Origin of the sequence: Bifidobacterium asteroides, assembly GCF_003202755.1 — a bacterium.
GTDB classification, from domain to species: Bacteria; Actinomycetota; Actinomycetes; order Actinomycetales; family Bifidobacteriaceae; genus Bombiscardovia; species Bombiscardovia asteroides_F.
This window is the reverse complement of sequence record NZ_QGLK01000004.1, coordinates 360,592-380,498: the sequence shown is the minus strand read 5'-3', so window position 1 is coordinate 380,498 and position 19,907 is coordinate 360,592. Positions and strand designations below refer to the sequence as shown.

The following is a 19,907-nucleotide window of genomic DNA, read 5'->3' as shown; positions in this document are numbered from 1 at the left end:
AACCACACATCCATGGCACGTTCCACAGCCCGCAAGCGGGCCTTGAACACCCTGTATGAGGCCGATGAGAAGAGTCAGGATTTCCTCTCCCTGCTGGAGGAGCGCAAGGCTAGGCCGGGGGCGCAGACACCTCTGCCCGCCTATGCCGTGACCATCGTTGAGGGTGTGGCAGAGCACCGTCGAGATATCGATGAGGCTTTGCAAACCCATTCCACCCGGTGGCCGCTGAGCCGCATGCATGCCATCGACCGCAATATTCTGCGTATCGCCGCTTGGGAGATGCTCTACAATCCCGAGGTTCCCGACAAGGTGGCCATCGATGAGGCCCTGTCCTTGGCCAAGACACTTTCGGATGTCGATGCTCCCTCCTTCATCCACGGCGTTCTCAGCGCTCTGGAGCAGGAGAAGGATGAGCATCAGGCTCGTCGTGAGCAAGCCGATCGAATCGCTGCCCTGGCTGATGCCGAGGCCGATGCAGACGTTTCAGATGATGAATCCGATAAGGCAAAAGCGGCGGTTGCAGTCTCTGAGCCTGCTTCCTCTGAGGATGCCCATGTTGGCAGCGAGTCGGAATCGGCAGCGAGTGGATCTGAAGGAGGGGAATCCGGTCATGTTCCTGACCATACTGTCGATCAGTCGGCCCCCAGCTTGGACCAGCTGAAACTGACCCTGCCGGAGGAACTGACCTCCGATGTGGATCGTCCTTTGGACAACTGAGCAATGATTCGGATAAAGGCCGACCGATGCCCGCTAACTATCAGGGCATCAGGTCGGCCTTTTGCCCTATTCGGACTGGTTGACCTGCAGTCTATCCAGGAAGATTTGGCCAACCATTTTTTGGCTGGGTCTGCCGGCATAATCCATGGGGGTCATTAATATGGGTGCGAATATCCGCGGTAATCAAGGGGGTTCGGTGAACCTGAAAGACACCAACACCATCACCTCCGATAGCCGTTTCTCCAATCGTGCCTTGCTCATCCTTGAGGATGGGGAAGTGTATGTGGGGAGAGCCTTCGGAGCGGTGGGCACTACAATAGGTGAAATTGTTTTCTCGACCGGAATGACTGGGTATCAAGAAACCCTGACGGATCCTAGCTATGCTCGGCAGATCGTTGTGCAGACCTTCCCCCACATCGGTAATACCGGCGTCAATGACCAGGACGGGGAGTCAGACAGGATCTGGGTGGCAGGGTATGTAGTCCGGGAACCCAGCCCCAACGTCAGCAACTGGCGGGCCCGGGGCAGTCTCCATGACCAGCTGGTCGATCAGGGCATCGTCGGTATCAGTCACATAGACACCCGCCGGCTCGTGCGACACTTGCGTTCTGCAGGTGTCATGCGGGCCGGTATTTTTTCAGGCCCGGACCCAATGCTCAACGACGGCGGCAGGCCCAGGACCATGCAGGAACTCCTTGACCAGGTCCGTTTGGCCCCCAAGATGAGCGGGTCCCATCTGACCGGCGAGGTCAGCACGCACAGGTCCTATATCGTCGAACCAGTCGGAGACCGTCAGGCGAAAGAGCCTGTCTGCACGGTGGCGGCGGTGGATTTGGGAATCAAGTCCATGACCCCTCACAGGCTGGCTGAGCGCGGGTGCAGGGTCCACGTACTCCCCGTCGACACCACCATCGAGCAGATACAGGCCCTGCGGCCTGACGGGGTTTTCTTCTCCAACGGTCCAGGCGACCCATCGACCGCGGACGAGGAGGTGTCGCTCCTCAGGCAGGTCCTGGATGCCGGACTACCATTCTTCGGAATCTGCCTGGGCAACCAGCTTTTGGGCCGCGCCCTGGGCTTCGAGACCTATAAGCTGAAATTCGGTCATCGCGGCATCAATCAGCCGGTCATGGATCTCAGCACTGGCAAGGTTGAGATCACCGCCCATAATCACGGATTCGCAGTCAAGGCACCCAAGGGAGACCCAGTGCCCTCACCCTATGGTGAAGGCCGATATGGCCGTGTCCGAGTCTCTCATGTCGATCTCAACGACGGCGTGGTCGAGGGTTTGGAGTGTCTGGACATTCCGGCCTTCTCCGTTCAGTACCATCCGGAGGCGGCGGCTGGTCCGCACGATGCCTCCTATCTGTTTGACAGGTTCGTCACTTTGATGCAGGACGCCAGGGAAGGGAAGGCACATGCCTAAGCGGCAGGACATCCATTCAGTCATGGTTATCGGCTCGGGGCCCATTGTCATCGGGCAAGCGGCCGAGTTCGACTATTCGGGGACCCAGGCCTGCCGGGTGCTGCGCGAAGAGGGGATTCGTGTCATCCTGGTCAATTCCAATCCCGCCACCATCATGACGGACCCCGAGATGGCCGATGCCACCTACATCGAGCCCATCGCCCTGCCCTTCCTGGAGCGGATCATTGCCAAGGAGCGGCCGGATGCGCTGCTGCCCACCCTGGGCGGTCAGACCGCTCTGAACGCTGCCGTGGAGCTGGGCAAGGCCGGCGTGCTGGAGCGCTACGGGGTTGAGCTGATCGGCGCTTCGCTGGAGGCCATCGACAGGGGAGAGGACCGCGAGCTCTTCAAGCAGGTGGTAGACCAGGCCGGTGCCGAGTCGGCCAAGTCACGTATTGCCCACAGCCTGGATGAGGCCGAAGCAGTAGCCGCCGAACTGGGTTACCCACTCGTGGTTCGTCCCTCCTTCACCATGGGCGGTCTGGGCTCTGGAATCGCCCATGATCGCGAGGAGCTGAGGCGGATCGCCGGCGCTGGCATCCATTATTCGCCTACCGATGAGATTCTTCTGGAGGAGGGCATCGAGGGGTGGAAGGAGTATGAGCTGGAGCTCATGCGCGACCGCCTGGACAATGTGGTTGTGGTCTGCCCCATCGAGAATGTGGACCCGGTCGGTGTGCACACCGGCGATTCCATCACTGTGGCCCCGGTCTTCACCCTGACAGACCGTGAGTATCAGCGCATGCGTGACATCGGCATCGCCATCATCCGCGGCGTGGGGGTGGATACAGGCGGCTGCAATATCCAATTCGCCGTCAACCCGAAGAACGGCCGGATCATCGTCATCGAAATGAATCCGCGTGTTTCGCGCTCCTCGGCTCTGGCATCCAAGGCCACCGGCTTCCCCATCGCCAAGATCGCGGTCAAGTTGGCCCTGGGATACACCCTAGATGAGATCGAGAACGACATTACCCGCTCAACGCCTGCCTCCTTCGAACCGACCATTGATTATGTGGTCACCAAGATTCCACGTTTCACCTTTGAGAAGTTCCCCGGGGCGGACACTACCCTGACCACCTCGATGAAGTCCGTGGGCGAGGCCATGGCACTGGGGGGAAACTTCCGTGAATCCTTGGGAAAGGCCATGCGCTCCATCGACAAACGGCACATGACCTTCTCCTGGGACGGCCCACGGCCCGACCAGGCCGAGACTGACCAGTTGCTGGAGGCCATGCACACCCCCACCGAGCACCGCTACCTGCAGATCCAGCGGGCCTTCTGGGGCGGGGCCACTGTGGAGCAGGTCCACCAGGCCACCAGGATCGACCCCTGGTTCTTGGAGCAGATCAGCATGATCAATGACCTGGCCATTCAGGTGCGAGAATCCGAGGTCCTGGATGACGACCTGCTGCGTCGGGCCAAGCAATCAGGACTGAGCGACCTACAGATCGCCCACCTGCGCGGTATGGGCGACCAAGGCGAGGCAGTCGTCAGGGAGCTGCGTTGGGCCTTTGGCCTTCATCCTGTCTACAAGACTGTGGATACCTGTGCAGCCGAATTCGATGCCGTCACGCCCTACTATTACTCCTGCTACGCAGACGAGTCCGAGCTGCGCCCCCGTCAACGCGAGGCGGTCATCATCCTGGGTTCGGGGCCCAACCGGATAGGCCAGGGGGTCGAGTTCGACTACACATGCGTGCACGCCGTCCAGGAGCTGGGCAAGGACTATGACACCATCATGGTCAATTGCAATCCTGAGACGGTCTCCACCGACTATGACATGTCGGACCGGCTCTATTTCGAGCCACTGACCTTCGAGGACGTTCTGGAGATTTATCGGGCCGAGAAGGCCATGGGGCCTGTCAAAGGGGTCATTGTACAGCTGGGCGGTCAGACGCCCCTGTCCCTAGCGGCCAGGCTTAAGGCGGCCGGGGTGCCCATCCTGGGAACCAGCCCCGAGTCCATCGATCTCGCCGAGAACCGCGAGCTCTTCGGCCAGGTGCTTAGCAAGGAGCATCTGAACGCTCCCCGGTACGGCACCGCTCTTTCCCTGGAGGAGGCCAGAGATGCAGCACATGCCATCGGCTATCCGGTTCTGGTCAGGCCCTCTTACGTGCTGGGCGGGCGAGGCATGGAGATTGTCTATGACGACCAGCAGCTGGGCACCTACGTGGATCGAGCCCTGGAGGAAGCCAAGGCCGATACAGTGGTCTCCGGCCGGCTGCCCTCGCCCCTGTTGATTGACAAGTTCCTTCAGGATGCCATCGAGATCGATGTGGATGCCCTTTATGACGGGCAGGAACTCTACATCGGCGGAATCATGGAGCATGTGGAGGAGGCCGGGGTTCATTCCGGTGATGCAGCCTGCACCCTGCCGCCATCCACGCTCTCCGACGACCAGATCAACCGGTTGCGGCAGGCCACCCTGGCAATAGCCCAAGGTTGCGGCGTTCAGGGGCTAATTAATGTTCAGTATGCCTTCATGGCCAACACCCTCTATGTGATCGAGGCAAATCCCCGCGCCTCCCGGACGGTTCCTTTCGCTTCCAAAGCTACAGGTACGGCACTGGCCAAGGCTGCGGCGCGAATCATGGTGGGGGAGACTATCGAGCAGCAACGAGCCAATGGCCTGCTCCTGCCTGTCGGCGACGGCGGCATGGTCCGTGTCGGCCAGCCTGTGGCGGTCAAGGAGTCGGTATTGCCCTTCAAGCGCTTCCGCACTCCGGTTGGCCGGACCGTGGACATTCTGCTGGGCCCGGAGATGCGCTCCACCGGAGAGGTCATGGGCTTCGATCGGGACTTCCCCCACGCCTTCGCCAAGAGCCAGCTGGCCGCCTACCAAGGCGGATTGCCCTCCGGCGGGGTCGCCTTCCTGTCGGTCAATGATGCGGACAAGCGTCAGTTGCCTATGCTGGCCGCTCGTCTGCTGGAGCAGGGCTTCAGCATCTGCGCCACCAGTGGCACGGCCTCCGTCCTGCGCCGGTACGGCTTTGACGTGGCTGTTGTCGACAAGATCAGCGACGAGGAGGAGCAAGGTCGGCCCTTCACTGATGCTGATGGGGTCAGGCACATGGGCCGCAATCCAGTCCAGTTAATTGAGGATGGGGCCATCGACATGATCCTCAATACCCCCAGTTCCAGGGGTTCGCGCTCTGACGGCTATCTGATCCGGGTGGCTGCTATAGCTGCCGATCTGCCGCAGTTCACCACCATCACCGAATTCTCGGCCGCCCTTATGGCCATTGACGTGGTCAAAAAGGACGACTACGAGGTCATGAGCATCCAGGAACACGCGGCCCGGTTGCTTGAGCTGGAGAAGGCCAGGTAGGTACTGGCTATATGATTGACCCATGTTCCGGTCCAGATACGCCGGAGGATGACCTTGAGGAAAGGAAGTGGCCGTGTCAGCGATCAGCGGTGCCGACATGTCGATTCAGGACCCTTCGGGAAAACAGACCGGGGGGCCGGGGAAGACGGGCGGCCGGCTGATCGTGCTGACGGGGCCCACGGCCGTAGGCAAGGGCACTGTGGAGGCGGCCCTACGCCATGCCCACCCGGAGGTCTGGGTCTCCGTCTCGGCCACCACCCGGGCGCCGCGTCCGGGCGAAAAGGACGGCATCACCTACTGGTTCATGGATGAGCAGGAATTTGCCCGCAGGGAGGCTGCCGGGGATTTTCTGGAGACTGCCCTGGTTCATGGCATGTCCCACTACGGCACCCCGCTGCAGCCGGTTCTGGACCATCTGGCAGCAGGGGTGCCCACAATTCTGGAAATCGACCTGCAGGGGGCGCATCGTGTCCGCCAACGGGCGGGGGAGCTGGGCCTGGAAGTGTTCTACGTCTTCCTGGCACCGCCCTCATTCCAGGACCTGGTTACCAGGCTGAACATGCGGGGGACCGAAAATGAGGAACAGCGGGCCCGCAGGCTGGAGACCGCCAAGGTGGAGCTGGCCTCAGAGAATCAGTTCGACCGGGTCATAGTCAACGACAGCGTGGATAAGGCAGCCCAGGCGCTCTGGAAGGTAATCGCCAAGGAATACGGTCTCTGAACACCTGGACTTTACTTCAGAAGAGTCAAAAAATCCCCCAATCGAGTGGGAGCCCGATCGGGGGATTTTGGTTTATCAGTCCAGACCCGACAGTTGGTTGATCAGATCCGGGTCGCGGGTGGCACCCTTGTCTGCCGAGCGGGCGAAGGCGGCGTAGGCTTTCAGCGCCAGGGAGACCTTGCGATCCCTGTGGGCTACGTATCCCTCGCCGGCCTCCAGCTCTGCGCGGCGCTGGGCGAGTTCCTCATCGCTCAGCTCGACGTCTACACGCCGGTTGGGGATATCGATGCGGATCATGTCGCCGTTGCGGATCAGGGCGATTGGGCCCTTGTTGGCTGCTTCAGGAGCGATATGGCCGATGGCCAGGCCTGATGAGCCTCCGGAGTAGCGGCCGTCGGTCAGCAGGGCCACGTCCTTGCCGATGCCCTTGCCCTTGACGAATGAGGTGGGGTAGAGCATCTCCTGCATGCCAGGGCCACCCTTGGGTCCCTCGTAACGGATGACCAGGGCCTGACCCTTGTGCAGGGTGCCGTTGAGTATGACCTCCACGGCCTGTTCCTGCGATTCGACCACCAGGGCCGGTCCGCGGAAGTTCCAGATTTCCTTGGGCACGCCTGCGGTCTTGACCACGCAGCCATCGGGGGCCAGATTGCCTCGCAGTATGGCCAGGCCGCCTTCGGAGACGGCCGGGTGATCCAGGTCGTGAATGGCGCCGTTGACGCGGTCGGTGTCCAGGTCCTCCCACTCCTTGGACTGGTTGAAGGGCTCGGGCGAGGTGATGTGTCCAGGAGCTGCGTGATAGAGTTCCTTGGCTTCGTCCAGGCAGGTGGGGCGCATGATGTCCCAGTCGTTGAGCTTGGACTCCAGATCCGGGTAGTCGATGGAATGCGTGTCCTTGTGCAGCACTCCGCCACGGTCCAGCTCACCCAGGATGCCGCAGATGCCGCCGGCGCGGTGAACGTCCGATATCTCCCAGTCTCCGGAGGGAGAGGCCTTGCAGATGCAGGGGACCGTGTGGGAGATGCGCTCGATGTCGTCCAGGGTGAAGTCCACATCCGCCGACTGTGCGGCAGCCAGGATATGCAGGACGGTGTTGGTGGATCCGCCCATGGCCACATCCATGGTCATGGCATTTTCGAAGGCTTTCTTGGTGGCGATGGAACGCGGCAGGACCGAGTCGTCATCGTCCTGGTAGTACCGGTTGGCAATTTCGACAACCAGCTTGCCGGCCCGCTCGAAGAGCATCTTCCGGGCTGTGTGCGAGGCCAGGGTGGTGCCGTTTCCGGGCAGGGCCAGGCCCATGGCTTCGGTCAGGCAGTTCATGGAGTTGGCGGTGAACATGCCGGCGCAGGACCCGCAGGTGGGGCAGACCGTCTTCTCTAAAGCCAGCAGACCCGCATCGTCGATGCTGTCATCCGCTGAGGCGTACATGACGTCGATCAGATCCGTGCTCTCCTGGACCGTCCCGTCTGGCATGACGGTACGTCCGGCTTCCATGGGGCCACCGGAGACGAAGACTGTGGGAATGTTCAGACGCAGAGCGGCCATGAGCATGCCGGGGGTGATCTTGTCGCAGTTGGAAATGCAAATCAGGGCATCGGCGCAGTGGGCATTGACCGAGTACTCAACAGCGTCCGCAATCAGATCACGGCTGGGCAGAGAATAAAGCATGCCGGTATGGCCCATGGCGATGCCGTCGTCCACAGCAATGGTGTTGAACTCGCGGGGAATGCCACCCGCTTCCTTGACGGCCTTTGAGACCAGACGCCCCACCTTGTTCAGATGAACGTGACCAGGCACGAACTCGGAGAAGGAATTAGCGATGGCCACGATGGGCTTGCCGAAGTCCTCGCCCTTGACGCCAGCGGCACGATAGAGAGCACGGGCGCCCGCGAACTCTCGTTCCTTCATTAATTTGGCTGATCGCATCTGCATAGTTTCATTCAAGTGAACGGGGACAGTGACGGCCCGAACATGACCACATGTTGGAATTTCCGGCGTGTTTGCACTGCTTTTCCCGGCAGAGAAGTATCCGAGGCTAAAATCGAGCCCGGGCGGTAAAATCATACAGATTGAATGAATGGTTCATCCAGTTGAATTGGAGAAACATCTTATGGCATTCGGTACCGAGCCCCATCCGCAGGGATTTGCGAATCCACCCATCGACGACCTCATGAAGCACGCCGATTCGAAGTATGCACTGTCCATTTTCGCGGCCAAGCGGGCCCGTCAGATCAATTCCTATTTCACGCAGCTCAATGAGGGCCTGCTGCAGAACGTCGGTCCTCTGGTCGAATACCAGAACCAGGAGAAGCCTTTGTCCATCGCCTTCCGCGAGATCAACGAGGGCCTGCTTGAGGAGACCCTGGGCGAGGACGATCTGAGCGAAGGCAACTGAGCCTTTCGACTCTTGGTACAGGGTCCTCGGGCGGTGACGGTTTCTAGACAAAGGTGAATGAAATGACAGAGCGACGGCTGATTTCGGCTGAATCAGTGACCGAGGGCCATCCAGACAAGGTCTGCGACCAGATTTCCGATGCCATTCTGGACGATCTGATCGCCCAGGATCCGCACTCGCATGTGGCTGTGGAGACCTCGGCGGCCACTGGCCTCTTCTTCGTTTTCGGAGAGGTATCGTCTCAGGGATACACGGACATCCAGTCCCAGGTCCGGTCCGTGCTGCGTAGGATCGGCTACACCTCCTCAGATATTGGTCTGGATGCGGATTCCTGCGGCGTGACCGTGGCTCTGAGCGAGCAGAGCAAGGAAATCAACCAGGGCGTGGAGCGGTTGTCGGCTAGCCAGGAGAGCGCCGCCACCCGTGAGGAGCGTTACCAGTCCCAGGGGGCCGGCGACCAGGGAGTCATGTTCGGGTACGCCTGTGATGAGACAGATACCCTCATGCCTCTGCCCATCTATCTGGCCCATCAGCTGGCTTTCCGGCTGGCGCAGGTGCGCAAGGAGGGGATCATTCCCCACCTGCGGCCTGACGGCAAGACCCAGGTCACTATCGAATACGATGAGGATGACCACCCTCGCCGGGTGGACACGGTTCTCATCTCCACGCAGCACGATCCTGAGGTTGGGCGTGACTGGCTGCAGGAGCAGTTGATGGAGCACGTCATCACGCCCGTGCTGGATCGCGTCTGCGGCAAGGCCGTCGAGCACCAAGGCTACCGGGTGCTGGTCAATCCGACCGGTTCCTTTATTCTGGGCGGCCCTGCGGCTGACGCCGGACTGACCGGACGCAAGATCATTGTGGACACCTATGGCGGTGCGGCCCATCATGGAGGCGGTGCCTTCTCCGGCAAGGACCCCAGCAAGGTTGACCGGTCCGCTGCCTACGCAGCGCGTTGGGTGGCTAAGAACATCGTGGCCGCTGGACTGGCGCACAAGGTCGAGGTTCAGGTGGCCTATGCCATTGGCGTGGCCGATCCGGTCAGTGTCAATGTGGAGACCTATGGCACCGAGCAGGGGGTCAGTCGGGAGCAGATCCAGGAGGCCGTGCGAGAGGTCTTCGACCTGCGGCCTGCTGCCATCATCGACGAGTTGGATCTGTTGAGGCCCATTTACGCCAAGACTGCAGCATACGGGCACTTCGGCCGGGAGGACCCCGACTTCACCTGGGAGCAGGTGGACAAAGTTGGCGAGCTCAAGGCCGCCATTGGCATGACCAGGTAGCAGCTGTTCATCAAGAGCCACGACGGGTTCCCGGGCATCAACTGGGGAATCCGCCGTGGTTCTCTTAATTGTCAAAGCGAGGGGATCAGCCATGGATTCGCAGGCCGTCAGTCAGCCCGCCCTTGATGGTCTTGCCCCGCGCCGTCGTACGAGCAGCAGTCGAAAGAAGCCCCCGCGCCGACCAGCCGGTGAACTCCCTGTGGCACGGGTGGTGCTGGACGTCCAGGCCACTCATCTGGGCGGGACCTTCGATTATTTGGTGGATGCTGACCAGGCCGATCATGCACAGCCGGGATGTCTGGTTCGCGTTCGATTCGGGGCGCGCAGGGTCAACGGCATCATCTGGGAACGCGTCTCAGACAGCCAGGTTCCCCGCGCATCCTTACGCTATCTGGAGCGGGTGGTGTTGGATCGCAGCCTGATCTCACCTTCTTTGCGCGCGGACATCACTGCTATCGCCAGAGCCTATGGGGGTACTGAAGCCAACATTCTGCGTCTGGCCCTGCCCCCTCGCGTCGCCCGGATCGACAAGGAGCAGCAGCTGGTTCCCGGTCAACCCCGGTTGGCATCCGACCCCAGCTGGGTGGCCGGACTGGCCCAGCGACAGAAGGACCTGAAACAAAGACTTGATCCGGGCTATCAGGGGCTGGAGAAATTGGATCAGTCGCTGGAAGAGGATGCCTTCGCTGCCTTTCTGACTGATATTCTGCCCGGTATGGACCAGGCCGCCCTTCTGGCTGCCAGGGTACTGATTGGCGCACTGCTGGCCGGCCGATCGGCGGTTATGGTACTGCCGGGCACCCGTCAGGTGGCTCACCTGTCCGCAGTTCTCCAGCAACTGGGACTGCGTCCCTTTGGACCTTCTGCCGAAGCAGGTCCGGGCCAACAGAAGGCACGCGGCTGGTCGGGTGATTTCGCCATTCTGGACAGCGGCATGGCTCCCGCCGAGCGCTACAGGGCCTACCTTGCACTGGCCTCTGGTCAGGTACGTTGCGCCATCGGGCTGCGGGCCGCCATGTACGCCCCGGTGGAGGGCTCTGCCCTCTTCGCTCTTATGGACGATGCCAGCTACCAGTACGCCGATGGGATGATGCCATATGCCAATGCCCGCGGGGTGCTGAGGCTCCGGGCGCGTGCCCACGGCGGTGTCTTCCTGGCCATGGCCCGTGCCAGAAGCGTGCGTTCCCACTGGGAGAGTCTGCCCGAGGCCACCGAGGCGGACTCTGGCGTGACTGGTCCAGGCACCGCCTTGACGCTTGACCGGTCCGCGGTGACGACCCTGCTTCCTTGGATTCGCTGGCTGAACCGGGAGGAACTGAGCCATATGGCCGACCCGACCGTGGGCGCCCGGGTTCCGCATACCGCCGTCGCCGTTATAAACAAAGCCTTGGAGCGTGGTCCGGTTCTGCTGTCCATCCCTCAGGACGGCATATTCGAAAGCCTGAGTTGCGCTCGCTGCCATCATCAAGCTCGTTGCCCGCGCTGTACCGGACCCCTGCGGGCACGGCGGCCTGGTGCGCCCCGATGCGCCTGGTGCGGTGCTGCGGCTACGGACTGGTCCTGCCCGGATTGCGGGGGTTCACGGCTTCGGGTGGTCAGGGTAGGCGCCGCTGGGACGGCGCAGGAGCTGCGCATGCTCTTCAGAAATGTGCCCATCGTCATCTCTTCGCCCAGCCAGCCCCGCGGGGTGGTAGAGAGCGTGCGGGATCGTCCCAGTCTGGTCATTGCCACTCCAGGCGCCGAGCCCAGGGTGGTCGGCTCGGGCGTGGATGGCAACAAAGCAGATACAGACGATCCTGATCTGCCCAGGCTGTCACGAGGATACCGGGCCGTAGCCATTCTGGACGCCTGGACCAGCCTGTATGCCCCTGGCATCGATGCGCGCATGGACACCCTGGGAGCCTGGATGCGCGTGGCATCCTTCTGTCGCCCCCGGGCCCAGGGAGGTCAAGTGCTCCTGCTGGGGGAGTGCGATCCCCAGCTGGCCCAGGCGCTGATGACCTGGCAGGGGCCGGTATTGGCCGCTGCGGATCTGGAGGATCGGCGGCTGACTGCCATGCCCCCTGCGGTCGGCATGGCTGCGATCTGGGGTGAAAGGGAGGCTGTCGTCTGGATGCTTGACGCAGTCGGGATTGCGCCGGGTCAGGAGGCTGTCACAGATGCTGGCCCTGAGCCTGTTCCTGCCTTGCTTGGGCCTGTGCCCATACCTGCTCCCTCCACACTGAAAGCCGGCTATCTGGAGGGAACCCAGGACAGGGTCCGAGCCTTGGTTCGGGTACCCACCAGCCGCCGGGACAAGCTGGCTGACGATCTCAAGAGGGCTCAGGCCAAGTATGTTGCCGGTCGCGGGCGAGGAGAGCTGCGCTTCCGGATGGATCCCAAGGATCTGACCTGATTTGTCGCTTCAGGCGGATACGCACAGGGTCTATGCGGCGTGGTTTCATGAGGGGGCGCAGTCAGAGGCGCATATGAACGAATGCAAGAAAGGCGGAGAGTCATGAAGGGATGGCCGGGCGAGATCCGGGTTGAGGCAGATGTGATCCAGGCTGAGCAGGAAGCGGCTCAGGCCCAAGGTCAGCCCATTGAACAGGTCATCTTTGACTTCGGTAACGTCCTGATTCGTTGGCAGCCCGAGATGGCCATGGTGGCCCGATACGGGCACAAGAGTATCGAGGCCATGTTGGATGACAGCCGTTCCGGCTTCTACCGGGCCAACAACATGATGGACGGCGGAGCCACCTGTGCCCAGGCCCTTGACTGGGTAGCCGCCAACTGCGGAGCCCCTTGGGATGACATGTTCGCCTACTATTGTGACCACTTCGTCGATTCACTGACCGGCCCTGTGCCCGGGGCCCGCATGCTGGTGGAGGATCTGAAAGCGGCAGGCCTGGGCGTCTGGGGGTTGACCAACTGGAGTGCCGAGCTCTTTCAACATGCCTGGGATGGCGACTCCTTCCTGCATAGGCTGGATGGGGTGGTGGTCTCCGGGCCCATCCACATGCTCAAGCCCGACCCGGCCATCTACCGGTATGCTCTGGATCAGTTCGGAATCCAAGCTGACAGGGCCCTCTTCGTGGATGACAAGGGTATGAATGTAGTTGGTGCAAACAAGGCTGGCATCCGCAGCCTAAGATTCAGTGACCCCTACGGGCTGCGCACCGCTCTGATCGAGGCAGGAGTGAACATTCCTCAGGTGCAGTGAAAGTGTAGTGGTCCAAAGCCGTCAGATGAAAAGGAGGTTGCCGATATGGTCATGACATTGCTGTTTGTGGGCACACCCCAGGTCGCCTTGCCGTCTCTGAGATTGCTGGCGGCCGACCAGGAGCATTTCCGGGTTGCTGCCGTGCTCACCAGACCCGATGCTCCCCAGGGGCGTGGAAGGCATCTGCATCCAAGTCCGGTCAAGGCTGAAGCCCTGAAGCTGGGGATTCCCGTTCTCGAGAACAACCCATCCGATCCGGATTTTCCGGCGCGGCTGCAGGATACGGGTGCCAGCTGTGCGGCCGTCGTGGCTTACGGACGGATCCTGCGTCAGCCGGTCCTGGATGCCTTTGAAGGTGGTTGGTATAACCTGCACTTTTCTCTGCTGCCGCAGTGGCGAGGGGCAGCGCCGGTCCAGCGGGCCATTTGGGCCGGGGATACCATCACTGGGGCCACGGTCTTCAGGCTGACGGCCGGCATGGATGAAGGGCCCATCCTGGCTCAGTCCACAGTGGAGATTGGACCGCACGAGACCTCGGGCGAGCTGCTGGATCGGCTGGCCGAGGATGGATCCCACCTGCTGGCTGCCAGCCTGGAGGCCCTTGCTGAAGGTCGGATTCAACCCAAGGAGCAGACGCAGGGCGCCTATCAGGTGGCCGCCAAAATCACCCACCAGGATGCTCGCATGCGCTTCGATGTGCCCGTCTTTGCCCTGGATCGGCAGGTTCGAGCATGCAGCCCAGAGCCCGGAGCTTGGTGTCTGTATCGGCAAGGCGATGACCCGCAGGACAAGCAGACAGGGCTGACCGTGCTCAGGGCGGCACCGGCCCGAGGGGACGAACCCGGTCTTCCTGAACATCTGGAGCCTGGGCGGCTTGCCATGGACCGTCGCCACCTCTGGGTGGGCACCAAGACCCTGCCCCTGGAGCTGCAGATGGTCAAGGCTGCCGGCAAGCGTGCCATGAAGGCTATGGACTGGGCCCGTGGAGCTCGTTTGGAAGAGGGAGCCCGCTGCAGCTGAGTCCTTCCGCTCGGCTGGCTGTCCAGGCCGAGCGAGAATTCCAGGGACGGACGAAGGAGAGAAGCCATGCAGGCCGATGATGTAAATGACCAGGATCCGGCCGGGGATCGGCGCAACCGGGCCCTGGCTGCGGCGCTTACCAGGGCTGCCAAGGAGCTGGCCAAGGCCAAGGGCCAGTTGGCCCAGCTGGGTCAGCCGCCTTTGACGGTTGCCCTGGCCTTGAGCGTTGATTCTGTCGCCTATGACAGCCAAGGGGTACAACAGGCCCGCCTGCTGATTCTGAACGGTTCCAGGCGGATGGTGGTGCCCATGGCGCCTGATATCCGCGCCGAGCGGATCAGAGCTGGGCAGGAGGTTCTGCTCAACGCCGATATGGTGGTGGTGCGTGTGGGCGATCAGCCAGTGACTGGGCAGGTCCGCACGCTGCGGGAGACCTTGGAATCCGGTGCTTTGCTGGTGGAAGATCCCTCCGGGCAGACACGGGTCGCTGCACGTGCAGGATCTCTGCAGGACCAGCCTATCGAGGCGGGCAGCGCCTTGCTCATGGACGAAAGCTGTTCGATGGCCCTGGCTGTCCTGCCTGAGTCGGACCAGTCCGACATGCTGCTGGAGGAGACTCCTGACGTGGACTTCTCTGATATTGGCGGCCTGGACAGGCAGATCGGGCGTATCCGTGATGCTGTCCAGCTGCCCTTCCAGCATGCCGATCTGATGCGTCGTTACGGGCTTCAGGCCCCCAAGGGTGTTCTGCTCTATGGGCCGCCTGGCAATGGCAAGACCATGATCGCCAAGGCCCTTGCCCGCGCCCTGGCTCAGGAGGACGATGGCCACGGGGTCTTTCTGTCGGTCAAGGGCCCCGAGGTGCTCAACAAGTTCGTGGGCGAGTCCGAACGGCTGATCCGCCGTCTCTTCGCTCGGGCCCGCAGCCTGGCAGGCCAGGGTGGACCAGTGGTGGTCTTCATCGACGAGATGGATGCCCTCTTGCGTACCCGAGGATCGGGCATCTCATCGGATGTGGAGACCACAATCGTCCCCCAGTTCCTGACAGAGCTGGACGGTGTCGAGTCCCTGGACCAGGTCATGGTCATCGGTGCCTCCAATCGCATCGACATGATCGACCCGGCGGTTCTGCGCCCAGAAAGACTCGATGTCAAAATCCGCATCGACCGGCCCGACAGGACCAGGTCAGCCGCCATTCTGGGCAAGTATTTGAGCTCCGATATGCCCATGGAGGATGATTCCAGGCCCGAGGAGCTGATTCAGGTACTGGTCGACGGACTCTTTGCTCAGGATGATGACCACCTGTTGGGCAAGATCATGGATGCCACGGGCCGCTGGCAGCCCCTCTACCTGGAGTCCGTGGTCTCCGGCGCCATGCTGCATAACCTGGTTGATCGGGTCAAGACCATGGCGGTCAAAGCCTCCATCGAGCAGGGCCGGCAGGTGGGTCTTGACCGTGGGCTCTGCAGGAGAGCAGTCCGTGGACAGTATGAGGACACTCTGGAGGAGCTCCGCGGCCAGGACCCGAACCGTTGGGCTGATCTGGCCGGACTGCGCCCGGGGCAGGTCCAGGAGGTTCGCCCAGTCGACGGTCCAGGAGAGTGGTCATGAGTTCCGGACGGGTCATGGGCACCGAGACGGAGTACGCAATTGCCGACCCCCAGGATCCCGGCGCTGATCCACGTGCTTTGGCCCTGCGTCTGGTAGGAGCCGCCGCCCAGCCGGACCTGGCCCACATTCGCTGGGACTACGGGGGTGAGGATCCGGTCAATGATGCCAGGGGAGGTCGGCTGCCGCGCTCCGCTGCCGCTCCGAGCATGCTCACTGATGCGCCCGGCGCCCGGCTGATCGATGTGGCAGCTCCCAATGGCGCTCGCATTTACGTGGATCATGCCCATCCCGAGTATGCCTCGGCGGAAACAGTGAATGCCTTCGATGCGCTGGTCCAGGACCGCGCAGGTGACCGGATAATGGCCCAAGCCGCAGAAAAGGCCGGAGGCTTGGCCATCTATAAGAACAATGTGGACGGCAAGGGTGCCGCCTGGGGATCGCATGAGAACTATTTGATGGATAGGGCGGTGCCCTTCGCCAGAGTAGCGGCCCTGATGACCATTCATTTCGTCACCCGGCAGATCTACACCGGTTCGGGCAGAGTGGGTCTGGGACCCAGGAGCGAGGAGGCCGGCTTCCAGCTCAGCCAGCGCGCCGACTATCTGACCAGCCGCATTGGACTGCAGACCACCTTCGGGCGGCCAATCATCAATACCAGGGACGAGTCGCATGCAGGGCCGGACAGTCGCCGTCTCCATGTAATTGTGGGCGATGCCAACCGTCTGGATGCGCCCCTGGTTCTCAAGCTGGGGACCACCGATCTGTTGCTGGGACTCTTGGAATCCGAAGGCGATTCGACCCGTCAGATCGATAAGCTGTTGGACCGCTGGACTCTGGATGATCCGGTGTCTGCACTGCACGCGGTTTCCCGTGATGTCACTTTGGCCAAGCCGCTTGCGCTGGCAAACGGAGGATGTGCCGATGCGCTGACCATCCAAAAGGCACTGCTGGATGCGGCCCGCCAGACCAGACGGGATGCCGACCGGCCAGGTTGTGCCGACAATCGGGTTTTGAACCTTTGGGACCAGGTGCTCAAGGATCTGGCTGTGGTGCGTTCGGGCGACGACGAGGCTCGTCTTACTATGACCGATCAGGCAGGAAGATTGGAATGGCTGCTCAAATGGCAGCTCTTGGAGCGCCTGCGCCGCCGCCGGGCCATGCCGGACTGGTCGGATCCCCGTCTGGCGGCCCTGGATTTGGCCTGGGCACGGGTGGATCCTGGCCGTGATTTGCCCTGGCGACTCAGAGGATCCATCCTGCGACTGGCGGATCCCGACCAGATCGCCAGGGCCATGGATCACGGGCCGGAACAGACCCGGGCCTGGTGCCGTTCCCAGCTGCTCCACCGCTGCCCTGATGCGGTCAGGGCCGTCTCTTGGAGTCGTGTCATTCTGGAGGAGCAGGGGCCGGAGGGAGAGCCTGGGACCAGGGTTGTGGACCTGTCCGATCCGCTGGGTCACACACGGTCTTCCTGCCGGGATGACCGCGACATATACTGCTCATAGCGCAGAAAACAGTCCGATATCCGACCGGACGACCACCGGTGGACCACGGTCGGCAATGCCTCGACCACCCGTTTGAAAGAGAAGAGAAGTATGGAATTGCGCGATTTGGCCATGCAGGCCGCCACCATTGCCGTGGAGGCCGGCCGTCATGCCCTTCAGGACCAGATCAACCCTCACGATCCCCGCTCTACCTCAGCCATCGGCCAGGGCACCCAGTTCTCGCCGGGCATCGATACGCGTCTGATCCGCTACTGCCGAACCAAGATCGCCGCCCTGGACCCCATGGATGGCTTCTGGGAGGAGGAGGCCGGCAACCGGCATCCAGGCGGTCGCTACTGGTGTCTGGGCCACATCGACGGCCCGGTCAACTATGTGCGCAACATGGCCGAATGGACGCTTACCATTTCTCTGTTCGCCGTGGACGAGAAGGGCCACGCTTCGCCGGTTCTGGGCATCGTGCATGCACCGGTCCTGGGCCTGACCTATCTGGCTGCCAAGGGCCAGGGCGCTATTAGGATCCGACGGACCATTGTGGGCGACAAGCGGGAGAAGATCATCCCCTCCACGATGACCACCCTGACCGGATCAGTAATCAGCTTCGGCATGTCCTACTTCCCCAACGAGTCCGAAAAGGTCCTGCAGATCGTCTCGCGCATGGCCGGCAAGCCTGCCGACATCAAGCGCGTCGGTCCGGTCTCGCTGGACCTGTGCCGGGTGGCGGACGGCAGCTACGACGCCTACTTCGAACCGGCCTTGCACTCCTGGGACATCCCTGCCGTCTCTGCAGCGGCTGTCGTGGTCCGGGAGGCCAAGGGCACCCTCTGGCGCTGGGACGGCGGGCATGTGCGTTGGGAGGGCAGCAACGACGTGGTGGCCACCAACGGACTCATCGCGGAGGATCTGAATACGTATCTGAGCGGGCGCTGATCCGCTCCGGAAAGGAGAGCGACCATGGCTGAGGCATCCCAGCAGGGACGGCGCATGGCAGCCGGGCAGCAGCAGGAGCAGGAAGAGGATCTGCCGCAGACTAGGGCACAGGAACAGGTCCAGGCGGCTGGATCCGACCTGGATGCCGTCCTGGATGACATTGAGACCACCCTGGAGACCAATGCCAAGGAGTATGTACAGGGCTTCGTCCAGAAGGGCGGCCAGTGATCCATGGCGGACGGGCAGGGGACTGACTCGGACTTTCGCAGGATATTCGGCATCGAGACCGAGTATGGACTGAGCCTGACCGGCGCTGGTGGCCCATATGCCGCCGGCAGGGTGGCCATGGCCATGTTCCGCCCTCTGATTGAGAAGCACGGGTCAACCAACATCTATCTGCCCAATGGTGCCCGACTCTATCTGGACGTGGGATCCCACCCGGAGTATGCCACGGCAGAGGCCCGTGATCCACTGACAGCCCTGACTCAGGTGCTGGCCGGGGAACGAATCATGACCGACCTTGCGGAGCGCGCCCGGAAGTACCTGTCAGAGAACCTGGGCAGGCCTGTAAAGGTTCATGTGTTTGCCAACAATGTGGATGCCCAGGGCCATGCCTTCGGCTGCCATGAGAATTACCTGCTGGACCGGAGGGTCCCCCTGGACATGATTGGAGCCTGCCTGGTTCCCTTTCTTGTCACACGGCAGCTGATCACCGGGGCGGGTCGTCTGAGTCCCGATGGGTTCCAGCTCAGCCAGCGGGCTGACTTTCTTGACGAAGCGGTCTCCTCGGCCACCACCCGTGCCCGTCCCATGGTCAACACCCGTGACGAGCCTCTGGCCGATCCTGAACGATGGCGGCGTCTGCATGTGATCGTAGGGGATACCAACCGGTCGCCGTTGGCCACTTGGTTCAAGATGGCCAGTACCCACCTGGTCCTCAACCTGATCGAGCAGGCCTGTCGTCGGGGCCGACGGTCAGACCTGGCCGACTGGGCCCTGGCTGATCCCAGTACAGCAGTCCGAGCCGTCAGCCGGGATCGGACCGGCCGGGTCACCCTGGAGCTGGAGGCTTCGACGAAGACCGGCGGCATCAGTGCTCTGGGTCTGCAAGAGGCCTATTGGTCGGCCTGCAGGGCCTTGGTGGATCAGGAGGAGGATATAGGCATCGACCGGTCCCAGGCTCTGCGTGCCCTGCAACTTTGGAGGTCCGCCTTGGATGCGCTGGATGCGGGGCGTTGGCGGGACCTGGCTGACTGGGTGGATTGGGCTGCCAAGCTGCGGCTGCTTCAAGGCCTGAGTCGACGTGGCGCCGGGCGGGATCTGGCCGAGGCTCTGGACTTGGACTATCACGATTTGAGCGCGGGAAGATCCTACCCTGGCCTGGTCGGGCATGGGCTCATGCGCTCGCCGGTCGACGACTCCGAGGTAGAGCGCGCCATGGATCAATCTCCAAAGGATACCCGGGCCCGTCTGCGTGGCGACTTCGTCCGCGCCGCAGACCGGGGGACACGCACATGGTCATGCGACTGGAGCCACCTGGTCCTGGGTGGTTCTCGCCGAGTCGAAGTGGACCTGCCCGACCCCTTCGACCATCTGGGCCCACCCCGATACCGCTCCCTGATGGATTTCCTGAAGAGTGCCGCAGAGCCGCGCGCCTAAGGTCATGTTTGCAGTGAGGGGCTTCGTCAGGCCTCACATAACAAGAAGGGCCTTGGCATCCGTGGATGAAT

15 protein-coding genes are annotated in these 19,907 nt (G+C 62.2%); 14 read left to right on the top strand and 1 reads right to left on the bottom strand.

Annotation, left to right across the window (positions count from 1 at the left end; translation table 11 throughout):
• Nucleotides 1–12: 12 nt before the first annotated feature.
• The 4 genes from nusB to gmk all read left to right on the top strand — a co-directional run bounded on the left by nusB (nt 13) and on the right by gmk (nt 6,231).
• Nucleotides 13–717: a transcription antitermination factor NusB gene (nusB, locus tag DKK74_RS05615; protein WP_110413172.1), complete on the top strand. Its 705-nt coding sequence runs from the start codon at nt 13–15 to the stop codon at nt 715–717.
• A 196-nt stretch (nt 718–913) separates the two neighbouring features.
• The gene (gene carA / locus DKK74_RS05610; protein WP_110413171.1) at nt 914–2,143 is read left to right on the top strand and encodes a glutamine-hydrolyzing carbamoyl-phosphate synthase small subunit; all 1,230 of its coding nucleotides are present in this window, start codon (nt 914–916) and stop codon (nt 2,141–2,143) included.
• Entirely contained in the window at nt 2,136–5,510 is a 3,375-nt protein-coding gene (gene carB / locus DKK74_RS05605; RefSeq protein WP_110413170.1) for a carbamoyl-phosphate synthase large subunit, read from the top strand. The genes carA and carB overlap by 8 nt, the downstream gene beginning before the upstream one ends.
• A gap of 97 nt (nt 5,511–5,607) precedes the next feature.
• The gene (gmk, locus tag DKK74_RS05600; protein ID WP_110413311.1) at nt 5,608–6,231 is read left to right on the top strand and encodes a guanylate kinase; all 624 of its coding nucleotides are present in this window, start codon (nt 5,608–5,610) and stop codon (nt 6,229–6,231) included.
• A 75-nt stretch (nt 6,232–6,306) separates the two neighbouring features.
• On the opposite strand, the gene ilvD is transcribed toward gmk, so the two are convergent.
• Nucleotides 6,307–8,166, bottom strand: a complete 1,860-nt coding sequence (gene ilvD / locus DKK74_RS05595) for a dihydroxy-acid dehydratase (protein WP_110413169.1) — start codon at nt 8,164–8,166, stop codon at nt 6,307–6,309.
• A gap of 178 nt (nt 8,167–8,344) precedes the next feature.
• Here ilvD and rpoZ point away from each other — a divergent pair, with 178 nt between their 5' ends.
• The 10 genes from rpoZ (at nt 8,345) to DKK74_RS05545 (ending at nt 19,836) form a co-directional block, all read left to right on the top strand.
• On the top strand, nt 8,345–8,629 hold the full coding sequence (gene rpoZ / locus DKK74_RS05590) for a DNA-directed RNA polymerase subunit omega (RefSeq protein ID WP_015022131.1): 285 nt from the start codon (nt 8,345–8,347) through the stop codon (nt 8,627–8,629).
• Between the two features lie 62 nt (nt 8,630–8,691).
• A complete protein-coding gene (metK, locus tag DKK74_RS05585) occupies nt 8,692–9,912 on the top strand; it encodes a methionine adenosyltransferase (protein ID WP_110413168.1) in 1,221 nt (406 codons plus the stop codon).
• Between the two features lie 91 nt (nt 9,913–10,003).
• Nucleotides 10,004–12,307 carry a primosomal protein N' family DNA-binding protein gene (locus tag DKK74_RS05580; protein ID WP_110413167.1) on the top strand — a complete coding sequence of 768 codons (2,304 nt, stop codon included), beginning with the start codon at nt 10,004–10,006 and terminating at the stop codon, nt 12,305–12,307.
• A 102-nt stretch (nt 12,308–12,409) separates the two neighbouring features.
• Nucleotides 12,410–13,114, top strand: a complete 705-nt coding sequence (locus DKK74_RS05575; RefSeq protein ID WP_110413166.1) for an HAD family hydrolase — start codon at nt 12,410–12,412, stop codon at nt 13,112–13,114.
• 45 nt (nt 13,115–13,159) lie between these two features.
• Nucleotides 13,160–14,134 carry a methionyl-tRNA formyltransferase gene (fmt, locus tag DKK74_RS05570; protein ID WP_110413165.1) on the top strand — a complete coding sequence of 325 codons (975 nt, stop codon included), beginning with the start codon at nt 13,160–13,162 and terminating at the stop codon, nt 14,132–14,134.
• Between the two features lie 66 nt (nt 14,135–14,200).
• A complete protein-coding gene (gene arc / locus DKK74_RS05565; protein WP_110413164.1) occupies nt 14,201–15,745 on the top strand; it encodes a proteasome ATPase in 1,545 nt (514 codons plus the stop codon).
• Entirely contained in the window at nt 15,742–17,250 is a 1,509-nt protein-coding gene (gene dop, locus DKK74_RS05560) for a depupylase/deamidase Dop (protein ID WP_110413163.1), read from the top strand. Before arc ends, dop begins: the two co-directional genes overlap by 4 nt.
• Before the next feature lie 90 nt (nt 17,251–17,340).
• Nucleotides 17,341–18,177, top strand: coding sequence for an inositol monophosphatase family protein (locus DKK74_RS05555; protein ID WP_110413162.1), 837 nt, complete (start codon nt 17,341–17,343; stop codon nt 18,175–18,177).
• 24 nt (nt 18,178–18,201) lie between these two features.
• The gene (locus DKK74_RS05550) at nt 18,202–18,405 is read left to right on the top strand and encodes a ubiquitin-like protein Pup (RefSeq protein ID WP_110413161.1); all 204 of its coding nucleotides are present in this window, start codon (nt 18,202–18,204) and stop codon (nt 18,403–18,405) included.
• 3 nt (nt 18,406–18,408) lie between these two features.
• On the top strand, nt 18,409–19,836 hold the full coding sequence (locus tag DKK74_RS05545; RefSeq protein ID WP_110413160.1) for a proteasome accessory factor PafA2 family protein: 1,428 nt from the start codon (nt 18,409–18,411) through the stop codon (nt 19,834–19,836).
• Nucleotides 19,837–19,907: the final 71 nt, after the last annotated feature.